The organism is Bacteroides sp. L10-4, from assembly GCF_013373675.1.
Taxonomy (GTDB): Bacteria; Bacteroidota; Bacteroidia; order Bacteroidales; family Bacteroidaceae; genus Bacteroides; species Bacteroides muris.
The window spans coordinates 24742-37339 of the sequence record NZ_JABXJH010000028.1 but is presented as its reverse complement, the minus strand read 5'-3'; the positions used below and the strand labels follow the sequence as shown (position 1 = coordinate 37339).

General features: G+C 48.5%; 14 protein-coding genes. 10 read left to right on the top strand and 4 right to left on the bottom strand.

All coding sequences use genetic code 11. The features are described 5' to 3' along the window. The first annotated feature begins 1 nt into the window (after position 1). The 7 genes from HU824_RS10625 (at position 2) to HU824_RS10595 (ending at position 5409) form a co-directional block, all read left to right on the top strand. Positions 2-1009 carry an aminodeoxychorismate synthase component I gene (locus HU824_RS10625; protein WP_176468789.1) on the top strand — a complete coding sequence of 336 codons (1008 nt, stop codon included), beginning with the start codon at positions 2-4 and terminating at the stop codon, positions 1007-1009. Further along, entirely contained in the window at positions 993-1586 is a 594-nt protein-coding gene (locus HU824_RS10620; protein ID WP_176468788.1) for an aminotransferase class IV family protein, read from the top strand. The genes HU824_RS10625 and HU824_RS10620 overlap by 17 nt, the downstream gene beginning before the upstream one ends. Positions 1587-2005: 419 nt before the next feature. After that, complete coding sequence (locus HU824_RS10615; protein ID WP_176468787.1) at positions 2006-3310, top strand: 3-phosphoshikimate 1-carboxyvinyltransferase; 1305 nt, start codon at positions 2006-2008, stop codon at positions 3308-3310. A 124-nt stretch (positions 3311-3434) separates the two neighbouring features. Then, positions 3435-3863 (top strand): phospholipase, encoded by a 429-nt coding sequence (locus HU824_RS10610; RefSeq protein ID WP_136009555.1) that lies wholly within the window; start codon positions 3435-3437, stop codon positions 3861-3863. A 36-nt stretch (positions 3864-3899) separates the two neighbouring features. Next, positions 3900-4712, top strand: coding sequence for a metal ABC transporter permease (locus tag HU824_RS10605; RefSeq protein ID WP_136009554.1), 813 nt, complete (start codon positions 3900-3902; stop codon positions 4710-4712). 17 nt (positions 4713-4729) lie between these two features. Next, entirely contained in the window at positions 4730-5155 is a 426-nt protein-coding gene (gene tsaE / locus HU824_RS10600) for a tRNA (adenosine(37)-N6)-threonylcarbamoyltransferase complex ATPase subunit type 1 TsaE (protein ID WP_136009553.1), read from the top strand. 35 nt (positions 5156-5190) lie between these two features. Further along, positions 5191-5409 carry an immunity 17 family protein gene (locus HU824_RS10595; RefSeq protein ID WP_136009552.1) on the top strand — a complete coding sequence of 73 codons (219 nt, stop codon included), beginning with the start codon at positions 5191-5193 and terminating at the stop codon, positions 5407-5409. A 60-nt stretch (positions 5410-5469) separates the two neighbouring features. Here the strand turns inward: HU824_RS10595 and HU824_RS10590 are convergent, their stop codons facing one another. The 3 genes from HU824_RS10590 to dnaE form a co-directional block, all read right to left on the bottom strand. Next, positions 5470-5802, bottom strand: a complete 333-nt coding sequence (locus HU824_RS10590) for a hypothetical protein (protein WP_136009551.1) — start codon at positions 5800-5802, stop codon at positions 5470-5472. Between the two features lie 111 nt (positions 5803-5913). Next, complete coding sequence (trxA, locus tag HU824_RS10585; protein ID WP_136009550.1) at positions 5914-6228, bottom strand: thioredoxin; 315 nt, start codon at positions 6226-6228, stop codon at positions 5914-5916. A 166-nt stretch (positions 6229-6394) separates the two neighbouring features. Further along, positions 6395-10192, bottom strand: coding sequence for a DNA polymerase III subunit alpha (gene dnaE / locus HU824_RS10580; RefSeq protein ID WP_176468786.1), 3798 nt, complete (start codon positions 10190-10192; stop codon positions 6395-6397). A gap of 171 nt (positions 10193-10363) precedes the next feature. Here dnaE and HU824_RS10575 point away from each other — a divergent pair, with 171 nt between their 5' ends. The 3 genes from HU824_RS10575 to HU824_RS10565 all read left to right on the top strand — a co-directional run bounded on the left by HU824_RS10575 (position 10364) and on the right by HU824_RS10565 (position 12138). After that, a complete protein-coding gene (locus tag HU824_RS10575) occupies positions 10364-11050 on the top strand; it encodes a phosphatidylserine decarboxylase family protein (RefSeq protein ID WP_136009548.1) in 687 nt (228 codons plus the stop codon). Between the two features lie 13 nt (positions 11051-11063). Beyond that, the gene (gene pssA, locus HU824_RS10570) at positions 11064-11771 is read left to right on the top strand and encodes a CDP-diacylglycerol--serine O-phosphatidyltransferase (protein ID WP_176468785.1); all 708 of its coding nucleotides are present in this window, start codon (positions 11064-11066) and stop codon (positions 11769-11771) included. A 67-nt stretch (positions 11772-11838) separates the two neighbouring features. Beyond that, positions 11839-12138 carry a DUF4834 family protein gene (locus tag HU824_RS10565; RefSeq protein ID WP_136009546.1) on the top strand — a complete coding sequence of 100 codons (300 nt, stop codon included), beginning with the start codon at positions 11839-11841 and terminating at the stop codon, positions 12136-12138. Positions 12139-12155: 17 nt separating this feature from the next. Here HU824_RS10565 and HU824_RS10560 read toward each other — a convergent pair whose 3' ends face one another. Beyond that, positions 12156-12590: a nucleoside deaminase gene (locus HU824_RS10560; RefSeq protein ID WP_176468810.1), complete on the bottom strand. Its 435-nt coding sequence runs from the start codon at positions 12588-12590 to the stop codon at positions 12156-12158. Between the last annotated feature and the right edge of the window lie 8 nt (positions 12591-12598).

Sequence of the window (12598 nt, the reverse complement as noted above, 5' to 3'; positions counted from 1 at the left end):
AATGGAAAAGTACCGCAGGAAAGAAGCCATCGCCAGAATGAACGGCCTGGCAGAAGCCAATGTGCCCTTCCTCTTCATCATAGACTATGCACAAGAAGTGTCACACATCGAGCCCCTCGACAAGATAGACGCCTCCACCTGCCTTTTCCGGTTTCGGAAGGCAGGCAACGTGGCGGCATCTGCCACGGCCAATTCCGGAAGCGGCTCATGCCGATATACCTGCCCGATAGAGTGGCAAGTCACTCCACCCGCCCCTGCCGCATACCAGCAATCGTTCGACCTCGTGAAACAAAACCTGCTGGCAGGCAACAGCTACCTGACAAACCTCACCTGCAAAGTACCCGTCACCACCAACCTGACTCTGAAAGAAATATTCCTGCATTCGGAAGCCTTGTACAAACTATGGCTGAAGGACAAATTCGCCTGCTTCTCCCCCGAAATATTTGTCCGCATAGAGGAAGGCAAGATAAAGTCCTTCCCCATGAAAGGCACTATCGACGCTACCCTGCCTGATGCGGAACAGCTTTTGATGCAGGATGCCAAAGAGGCAGCCGAACATGCCACCATCGTAGATTTGATACGCAACGACCTCAGCATGGTTTCGGAGCACGTCGAAGTGACCTCCTACCGATATGTCGAGCACCTGCAAACCAATAAGGGCCCCATTCTCCAGACCAGCTCCGAGATATGCGGGACTCTCCCCGAAGATTATACCGCACATATCGGTGACATCCTCTTCAGCCTGCTTCCAGCCGGTTCCATCACCGGTGCACCCAAGCCCAAAACCATGGAAATCATTGCAGAGGCAGAAGACTACGAACGGGGATTCTATACCGGCATTATGGGGCATTATGCAGACGGGCAACTGGACAGCGCCGTCATGATACGCTTCATCGAGCAAGAAAACGACCGTCTCTACTTCAAGGCAGGAGGTGGCATCACCGCCAAAAGCCGGTGGGAAAACGAATACAAGGAAGTAATACAGAAAATATATGTGCCGATTTATTGAGACCATACGCATTGACAACGGAAGGGTCTGCAACCTGCCTTATCACAACCGGAGGCTGAACGACACCCGTGCCCACTTCTGGCCGGAAAGCACACCTCTACAACTGTCCGACCATCTCTTTCCCGGCTGCAAGGCAGGCATCGTCAAGGCACGCGTAGTGTATGGTGAGAAAGGTATTGAAGACGCCAGCTATTCCTCCTACGTCATGCGGCACGTGCATTCGCTGGCACTGATACAGGCAGATGACATTGACTACACCTACAAAAGCACCGGACGCGAACCTCTGAACCGCCTTTTCGCACTTCGCGGAGTGTGCGACGACATTCTGATTGTAAAACAAGGGCTACTGACAGATACCTCCATTGCCAACATCGCCTTTTACAACGGCACCCACTGGTACACACCGGCACGCCCCCTGCTGAAAGGGACCAAACGGGCAGCCTTACTGGAAGAAGGAATCTTGCAGGAAAAAGACATCAGACCGGAAAACTTATCCTCATTCTCCACGGTCAGACTGTTCAATGCTATGATTGATTGGGGAGAACTGGAACTCCCCGTACGGAACATTATCCCATAGAGCCTCTACTCGTGCATATCGTCGGGATGTATCTCCAAGAAGCTCACCGATATATATTTCGCACCCCGATATAGTCAGCGAAATAATCAGCAATATCAGCTCCAAGCCGAAGATGGGTTCTTCATGTACTGTTCCTTCAAAATGCACACTAGAGTTGGGCATAGGACAAGGAACGGTTGGTATAGGCCAGCATAAAGAGATATGGCCGAAAACAACAAAGCGAGAGGGGAGCAAATCTATTTCCATAAGAATAATATTTATTATATCTGTCTGTCCCAACATCGGGACTTACCCCCACAAAGGCAAGCGAAAGACTGAAACCACAGAAACAAGTTACCTTTTTTCCATTTCTTAAAGATTTATCCTACTTTTGCAGTGACAATAAAAAAACTTACCACCGTAACTTAACAAATACGACCATGCAATATACCGTTTCCGCTCCTGCCTCGCTGCACGCAACCATACAGCTACCGGCGTCCAAAAGCATCAGTAACCGGGTACTCATCCTCCACTCCTTAGCCCATGGCAACATCCTTCCCTGCAATCTGAGCGATTGTGACGACACCATGGTGATGACCCGCGCCCTCGACGGAAATCCCGGACATATAGATATTCTTGCCGCCGGTACCGCCATGCGTTTCCTCACCGCCTACCTCAGCGTAACTCCGGGCACCCGCATCATCACCGGTACGCAACGCATGCAGCAACGCCCCATCCGCATACTGGTAGACGCCCTACGAGAGCTCGGCGCCCGGATCGAATACGTCAGGAACGAGGGTTTTCCCCCCTTGCACATCACCGGAACTGAACTGAAGGGCGAAGAAATATCCCTCGCCGGTAACGTCAGCTCACAATACATATCTGCCCTGCTGATGATTGGTGCCGTCCTCCCCAAAGGCTTGCGCCTGCACTTGACGGGTGACATCATCTCCCGCCCCTACATCAACCTGACCCTGCAACTGATGCGCGACTTCGGCGCCCAGGCCGACTGGACCTCCAAAGATTGCATCACCGTCAGCCCCGGCGGATACACGGATACCCCTTTTACTGTGGAAAGCGATTGGAGCGCCGCATCTTACTGGTATCAGATGATGGCAATAGAAGGAATCAAAAATGAAATATTAGAAATGAAAGGGGAAGACGGAAGTAGCGCGAAAGAAAGTGAAAACAGTGCAAAGGAAAAAACACACCTTGCAGAAATCGAACTGCTCGGACTCTTCGCCCACAGCTATCAAGGCGACAGCCGCGGTGCAGAAGTCTTTGCCCGCCTTGGTGTCCATACCGAATATACAAACCGGGGAGTAAAACTGACCCGGAAGGGCATTCCCGCCGCCCGTCTCGACGAAGACATGGTGGACATCCCCGATCTGGCACAGACCTTTGTCGTCACCTGCTGCCTGATGAACATTCCTTTCCGCTTCACCGGCCTGCAAAGCCTCAAAATAAAGGAGACTGACCGTATCACCGCCCTCATTACGGAACTGCGCAAACTGGGTTACGTTATACGCTCCGAGCAAGACAGCATCTTGTTGTGGGACGGCGAACGTTGCCCGGAAGACGCCGCCCCCGTTATTGCCACCTACGAAGACCACCGCATGGCCATGGCATTTGCCCCAACCAGCCTCGCCCTGCCACACATCCGGATAGACGAGCCGCAAGTAGTCTCCAAATCCTATCCAGCCTACTGGAATGATTTGCAAAAAGCAGGATTCAAAGTGGAATAAACAGCCAGACGACATGCCTTGCACTCTATCTATTCAATCCGAAGCATAATTTTGCCGTGTGCAAAACAATATGTATCTTTGTCCGTTCTATTAACAGAACATGTTTTTCAAGAAAAGGAAGCCCATGTGGATATTGATTATTAGCCTGATTGTACTTGCCCTCGTGGCAGCCACGGCCGGAATTATACGCAACCGGAAACTACAGAAGAAGATAGACCGCGGCGAACTGGACGCCATGCCCGAAGTGCAAGAAGTAAATGCCGAATGCTGCGGACAGCATGAAACCTGCGAACGTGACAGCCTACTGGCAGCCGTCAGCAAACAAATAGAATATTACGATGATGAAGAACTGGACAAATACATCGGCACCGCTCCCGATGTCTATACTCCCGAGCAGGAAGACGAGTTCCGCGACGTGTTCTATACGATGCAAGACACGGACGTAGCCGGATGGGTGCGCAGCCTGCAACTGCGCGGCATAGCCCTGCCGAACAACATTAAAGATGAAGTGTTCCTCATTATCGGCGAACGCCGTCTCACTCCCCATTCCTAACACTCCACATCTAACCTTTAATTTTTAATTGAATAAATGGAGCTACTGCAATACACCTTTTTCCAACATGCACTCATCGGCAGTCTGCTGGCAAGTATCGCTTGCGGGCTCATAGGCACGTACATCGTCACCCGGAGACTGGTGTTCATCAGCGGTGGATTGACGCATGCCTCCTTCGGCGGGATAGGCATAGGGCTGTATACCGGCATTTCCCCCATTCTGTCGGCAGCCTTGTTTGCAGTCTTGTCCGCTTTCGGTGTAGAGTGGCTCAGCAAACGGAAGGACATGCGGGAAGACTCTGCCATTGCCGTATTCTGGACATTGGGTATGGCACTGGGCATCATGTTCACTTTCCTTTCACCGGGATTCGCCCCCGACTTGTCTGCCTATCTCTTCGGCAACATTCTCACGATTACCTGGAGCGACATTGCTCTATTGGGAGGGCTTGCCGCCCTGCTGGCACTGTTCTTCGCACTATATCTCCATCCTATCATCTACGTAGCTTTCGACCGGGAGTTTGCCCGCTCGCAAGGTATTCCGGTGCAGGTATTCGAATATGTACTGATGATGTTCATTGCGCTTACCATCGTGGCATGCCTGCGCATGGTGGGCATCGTACTGGTCATCTCCCTACTCACTGTTCCCCAGATGACCGCCAACTTGTTCTCGCACCGGTTCCACCGCATCATCTGGCTTTCCATCGGCATCGGTTATCTCAGTTGCCTGGGCGGGCTGATGATTTCTTTCTACTTGAATGTCCCCTCGGGTGCATCCATCATATTCTTTTCCATCATTATCTATGCCATTTGCAAGACAGGAAAAAGTTTTTGGCTATATTTGCAACGCTAAAGAAATCTATAAACACAATGGAAATCAAAATTCAGTCATTAGACCAGATTCACGAAGCCGCCCGCCAGTTCATCGCTGAAATGGGTGACAATACAGTCTTCGCCCTCTATGGAAAAATGGGGGCGGGCAAGACGACTTTCATCAAAGCCGTTTGCGAGGAGTTAGGCGTTTCCGACGTCATAACCTCCCCCACCTTCGCCATTGTCAACGAATACCGTTCCGACACTGCCGGTGAACTGATTTACCATTTTGACTTCTACCGCATCAAGAAGCTGGAAGAAGTGTATGACATGGGGTATGAAGATTACTTCTACAGCGGTGCCCTCTGCTTCATAGAATGGCCGGAACTGGTAGAGGAACTTCTGCCGGGCAAGACTATCAAAGTGACCATAGAGGAAATAGAAAACGGAGAGCGGAAAGTCACCTTGGAAAACTTTGAATAACCCTTCCCCCCTTTAATTTTTAATTGTCAATTCCCATGAGCCAATACATCGTTCAAGGAATTTTTGCCGTCGCGGGCATCATCGCCTTGCTGGCAGCCATATTGAACTGGAACTGGTTCTTTACTGCCCGAAACACCCAATTTATCGTGCAAAATGTAGGGCGGCGGCAAGCCCGTTGGTTCTACGGTGTATTGGGTGTCATCCTCATCGGAACGTCCATCTTCTTTTTTCTGAATACGCCATCGGCTACATAAAAACAAAAATCGCGGATAAAGCCACGCTTATCCGCGATTTTCCTATACTTTTGATACAGACTATTCTTCGTCCAAAGATTCCGCATACTCCATTTCACCTTGCACGATGAAAAGGATTTCTTCCGAATCATAGTCACCCATCCCATCTTTATGGGCTTCCTTGACAATATAGTCCACGATTTTCTCCAAATCAATCTCGATGTACCCATCTGTATCCGGATGCGCATCAAGGATGCCGCTCTCGGAATAATACTCGTCAATCAAATCGAGAAAATAATAGAACTCGTCGTCAGAGAACTTCTCTTTCAACTCCTGCGGCAAATAATTCTTGATGTACTCGATAGTCTTTTCATCATCGACATCATTCTGCAAAAAATCGTCTTCCATTCCCATACTTACTATTGCTTAAAGGGTTAATGTTATTGACTATTTGACAATTTACTATTTGGCTGTGCCATGATGCCGAAAGGGTAAATCGTAAATAGCAAATCGTCAAATAGTACCTTATAATATCGCTTCTATCTTGGCCACGTAAGCAGATTTCGGAGCCGAACCTACCTGCTTATCCACCAGTTCTCCATTCTTGAAGAACAAGACTGTAGGGATGTTGCGTATACCATATTCGGCAGCTACGTCACCGTTCTCATCCACGTCGCATTTGCCAATAATCACTTTTCCTTCATATTCAGTAGCCAATTCATCGATGATTGGTCCCACCATCTTACAAGGGCCGCACCAAGGCGCCCAGAAATCCATAACTACTGGTTTTCCCTCTGCCAAGATTTCTTGAAAATTGTTGTCTGTAATTTCTAAAGCCATTTCTTTTAATATTAAATGTCAACTATAATTATTAATTTTCTGTCAATTGCATTTTATCAGTCTTCGCTTCCGAAACAAAGATAGTGCAAACTGAATGCAAAACAAAATGAACTTGTTCATTTTTTATGCTGAGGTGCAGCCTATCTTCGTTTTCTAACCAAGAAAACTAATTAATCCTGAACTCAAGGTCCGGACGTTCTTTTAAATAAGTAATTAGTTCACGCCCCACGGAAAGCTTCACGGGACGGGAAATCAAATCGACCGTCATCTTACTATCCTCATCTCTGACTTTGAAATAAAGCTCCGTGCTACCCGGACGTTCCTTGGTCAGTTCTGCCAGTTCAGTTATCAAAGCCTTATTCAGTACACTCAACGGAATGAGAATAGTTATCTTCTCGATCAGTTTTTCCTTGACGTCAGGCAACAATTCCATGGAGGTTATCTTCAGTTCCAGTTCATCCTGCCGCCATTGCTTAGGCTGGCAACGGGCTTTGATGAATAAGAAGGTACGCTCGCCCAGATACCCCTGATAAGTCACCCAATCATTTCCGAAGAAAGGAAGTTCTGCCGAACCGGAATAGTCTTCAATCTTGGCTATGCCGTAAGGATTGCCGTTCTTGCTGATACCGCGACGCACGGCAGTCACGATGCCACCCATTGTTATTTCGCGTCCCACAAGCACCGTCTTATCTTCCAGCTCTGCCATGTGAGTGTTGCAAACATGCTCCAGAACCACAGAATATTCATCCAACGGATGTGCGGATAGATAGATACCTACCAAATCACGCTCCCGATTCAAACGGTCGAGGTCACTCCAACGTTCCGCTACCGGTATCTCCGGAGTGGCGATATCCACCACATTCTCACCACCGAATAGGGAATTTACAGCCGCTGCCTTGTCAGCTTGGTAACGGTTACCATAACGCACCAAGGTTTCGAGGAAGACCTCGTTCTTGGAGTTTACGGCAAAAAACTGCTCTCGCTTCAACTCAGGGAAGCCGTCGAACCCGCCCGCCAAGGCAAGGCATTCCAGATTCTTCTTGTTGCAGGCTGTCAGATTGACACGCTGCACAAAATCAAATATCCCTTTGAAAGGACCATTCTTTTCGCGTTCCTCCATAATGCTCTGCACAGCACCCTCGCCTACCCCTTTCACCGCACCAAGGCCAAAACGGATATTGCCTTCCTTGTTCACGGTGAACTTCAGGTTACTTTCATTCACATCCGGTCCCAATGTATTGATGCCCATTGCCTTGCATTCGTCCATCAGCTTGGTTATATCGGTAATATTCGCCAAACTTCGACTCATGACCGCTGCCATGTATTCAGCCGGATAATTGGCCTTGAGAAAAGCTGTCTGATAGGCCACCCACGAATAGCAAGTGGCATGTGACTTGTTGAAAGCATAGGATGCAAACTTTTCCCAGTCGGCCCAGATTTTCTCGAGCACTTTCGGATTGTGACCGTTCTTTTGTCCACCTGAAATGAATTTCGGCTTCATGTGGTCCAGCTTGTCACGCAGCTTCTTACCCATTGCCTTACGCAAGGCATCAGACTCACCACGGGTAAAGTCTGCCAGCAAACGCGACAAAAGCATGACCTGCTCCTGATAGACCGTAATGCCGTAAGTATCCTTCAGATACTTCTCCATGATGGGGATATCATACTCGATGGGCTTACGTCCCCACTTACGGTCGATGAAGTCGGGGATATAATCCATAGGCCCCGGACGGTAGAGGGCGTTCATGGCAATCAAATCCTCGAAAGTGCTCGGTTGCAACTCGCGCAGATACTTCTGCATGCCAGCCGATTCAAACTGAAACGTACCGATGGTACGGCCGTCGCAATAGAGTTTATAGGTAGCAGGGTCGGAAATGGATATCTTGTCGATGTCGAGTTCCAAGCCGCGGTGCAGACGTACATTGGCAACGGCTTCCTTAATGATGGACAAGGTTTTCAGTCCGAGGAAGTCCATCTTGATAAGTCCCGTATCTTCGATGACGGAACCTTCGTATTGGGTTACGAGCATCTTCTCGCCCGTCTCCTTATCATCCGCCGTGCTGACAGGTACCCAATCCGTGATGTCGTCACGGCAAATAATAGTACCGCAGGCATGCACACCCGTACCGCGTACATTACCTTCCAGCATCTTGGCATATTTCATCGTATCGCGCACCAGTGGATCGGGCGAAGCCTCCGCAGCCTGCAATTCGGGCACGTAGGCAATGGCATTGGGCAGATTGAGTTTCTTGTCGGGAATCTTATCCGGCACAAGCTTGCACAGACGGTCTGATTCGCTCAAAGGCAGTTTCTGTACGCGTGCCACATCCTTGATGGCCATCTTGGTCGCCATCGTGCCGTATGTAATGATGTGCGCCACCTTCTCTTGCCCGTACTTATCCGTCACCCAGCGGAGCACTTCTCCACGCCCGTCATCATCGAAGTCCACATCGATATCAGGCAAAGAGATACGGTCGGGATTCAAGAAACGCTCGAACAGAAGGTCGTATTGAATCGGGTCTATTTTCGTGATGCCCAAGCAATAGGCCACCGCCGAACCGGCAGCCGAACCACGTCCCGGTCCTACCGAAACTCCCAGCTGTGTGCGGGCGGCATTGATAAAGTCCTGCACAATCAAGAAGTATCCCGGGAAACCCATCGTCTTCATGATGTACAGCTCAAAGACCAGACGTTCCTTCACCTCGTCGGACAAGGGGTCACCGTACAACTTCTTGGCACCGTCGAATGCCAACTTTGCCAGATAGTCGGCTTCCAGCTTGATACGGTACAGTTTGTCGTACCCCCCCAGACGCTTTATCTTGGCATTGGCAGCATCCTCATCCAGCACCACCTTGCCGTTCTCATCCTGAGTGAACTCATCAAACAAGTCCTTTTCGGTATACTTCTGACGATAGCCTTCTTCCGTCCCGAAATCTTCAGGAATAGCAAACGTAGGCATAATAGGAGCATGGTCGATAGAATAATACTCCACCTTGTCCAAAATCTCCAAGGTATTGGACAAGGCTTCGGGCACATCTTCAAACAAGGCGTTCATTTCAGCCTTTGTCTTCATCCATTCCTGCTTAGTATAGAGCATTCGGGTAGGGTCATCCAGATCCTTACCCGTACTCAGACAAATCAGGCGATCGTGCGCTTCCGCATTCTCTTCATCCACAAAGTGGACGTCATTGGAACAGATAACCTTAATGTCATATTTCCGGGCAAACTCCAACAACTTGGCATTCGCCTTCTGCTGAAGCGGATAAGCTTCGTGATTGGCACGGGAAACAGTGGCTTTATGGCGCTGAAGTTCCAGATAATAATCATCGCCAAACAGATTCTTATACCAGCGTACAGCTTCTTCCGCCTCTTCCAGCTGGTCATTGATAATCTTCTTAGGAACCTCGCCACCGATACAAGCCGAGCAGACAATCAGCCCTTCATGATACTTTTCCAGTTCACTGCGATCTGTACGCGGACGCATATAGTATCCCCTTGTCCAAGCATGCGATACAAGTTTTATCAGATTGTGATACCCCTTCTCATTCTTTGCCAGCACAATCAGGTGATAACCACTCTGGTCCGGCTTCCCCTCCTTCTTATCCATGGTTCGGCGGGCCACATACATTTCACAGCCTACAATCGGCTTGAACAACTTGCTTTCCGCTTCTGCCATCTTGGTACGGCAATCGGCAATCTCCGCTTCCTTGTCTTCACACTCTATCTCACCACTTTCAATACCGGCAATCCTTTTCTTGAAGTCCTTTATCTCCCCCTTCGGCCCGCTGTTCTTCTTGTTGACATAGTTGGTGAACTCCTTGATACCGAACATATTTCCATGGTCGGTCACGGCAATGCCTTTCATACCATCCCTCATAGCCTTGTCAACCAGCCTGCTGACACTTGCCTGACCATCCAGAAGAGAGTATTGGGTATGGACATGTAAATGAACAAAATCTTGCATATATATCCTTATCTATTGAGAGCCTAAAATTACAACCTCTATCACAGCTAACAAAAATATTTCCCAAAAAGTTATCAACACGCACATTTCTCTCTCCAAATCCTTGTTAGATTTTCAAAATAAGCCTATTTTTGCAAATAATTTCTATCTAAAATAGCAAATACTATATACATGAGTCGATTAAAAAGATTAAAAAAGATACGTATACACCGTGAAGGAACACATACATTAGCAGGCAGCTTGGCTCTGATTCTGACTGTCAACACTGCCCTTTACTTCGGATTGGAATGCAAAGTTCCTTTTTACGTAGTAGCGGTCATTAGCCTCATTGTATATGGCATACTAGTGAACTTCTTCCGCTGTCCCATCCGTTTGTTCGGACAGGAAACAGAGAAAGTCGTGATAGCTCCTGCCGACGGTAAAATCGTAGTGGTGGAAGAAGTAGAAGAAAACGAATACTTCCACGACCGCCGTATCATGGTATCTATATTCATGAGCCTGGTCAATGTACACGCCAACTGGTATCCGGTAGACGGTACGGTAAAGAAAGTGTGGCACAAAAACGGAAAGTTCATGAAAGCCTGGCTGCCCAAAGCCAGCACCGACAACGAGTGTTCCACTGTAGTAATAGAAACTCCGGAAGGCGTGGAAATTATGGCACGACAGATAGCCGGAGCCATGGCGCGCCGTATCGTAACCTATGCCGAACCGGGCGAGGAATGCTATATCGACGAGCATATGGGTTTCATCAAATTCGGCTCCCGCGTGGACGTCTTTCTGCCGTTGGGCACCGAAGTATTCGTTAAACTAGGACAACAGACTACCGGTAATCAGACTGTGATAGCCAAACTTAAATAATAAAAGAACAACAATGGCAAACTGCATTACCCGCCATATTCCAAATATTCTGACCTGCCTGAACCTATTCTCCGGGTGCATTGCCTGTGTCATGGCATCCGAAGCCAAATATGAATGGGCACTCGCTTTCATTATCTTCAGTGCCGTATTCGATTTCTTCGACGGCATGATGGCACGTGCACTGGACGCACATTCCATTATCGGCAAGGATTTGGATTCTCTGGCAGATGATGTCAGTTTCGGAGTGGCCCCTTCCCTGATTGTATTTTCCTTGTTCAAGGAAATGAACTATCCAAGCACAATGGAAAGCATGGCCGACGTTTTCCCCTATCTCGCATTTCTTTTGTCCGTGTTCTCTGCACTACGGCTTGCCAAATTCAACAATGATACCCGCCAGACAAGCTCTTTCGTAGGACTTCCCGTCCCGGCAAATGCCTTGTTCTGGGCTTCATTGGTGACGGGCGCTCACGACTGTTTGGTGAGCAACAGCTTCCATCCGGTTTATCTATTGCTGCTGGTCTGCCTTTTCTCATGGTTGCTTGTATCGGAGATTCCAATGTTCTCACTCAAATTCAAGAATCTGTCATGGAAGGACAATAAAACAAGCTTCATTTTCCTACTTGTCTGCATTCCACTCCTTATCCTCTTGGGAATCTGCAGCTTTGCTGCAATTATCGTGTGGTATATACTACTTTCGCTTATTACAAGGAAAAGTAAATAAACATTTTTCCGGCACAATTGTTGTATTGAAGTTCGCAGAAAACGAACACATAAAAAGACATTAGCCCATGTTTCATATTTTAGGATTTTTATTTATCATCATAATTGCCATTCTGCTCATTGGTCTTAGCATTATCGGTAGTGTCATCCGAACCATATTCGGATTGGGTGGACGCCGTACTTCCTCCAACTCCGGTCCCTACCAAAAAGGAAATGGTAATTACCAGCCGGGAGGGTATTCCTACAATGATAATAAACAATCGCCTGAGGAGGCACAAGCCGAAGAGGGTGAAATACGTCCCCGCCACAAGAAACTGTTCTCCAAAGACGAAGGAGAATATGTGGATTTTGAAGAAATTAAAGAGTAGGAATTAAGGATAAAGGATTATTTGCGCCTGGCGGCAAAGAACTCCTTCATTAGGACGGCACATTCATCTGCCAGGATTCCTTTTACTACTTCTGTTTTGGGATGCAATGCCTGCGAGGCATAGCGCTGATACCCTCTTTTCTCATCTTCGGCGCCAAACACCAGGCGCCCCATCTGTGCCCAAGCAATGGCACCGGCACACATCACGCAAGGTTCCACTGTGACATAGAGAGTACATTCATTCAGATATTTGCCACCAAGGGTTGCGGCGGCAGCGGTAATGGCCTGCATCTCGGCATGGGCGGTGACATCTGTCAAGGTCTCTGTCAGATTATGGGCACGGGCTATGATACGGTCCTTACAAACCACAACCGCACCTACGGGAACTTCTCCCCGTTCACCTGCCTTATGCGCCTCCAAAAGCGCCTGTTTCATATAATAGCTATCGTCCAACGCCACTC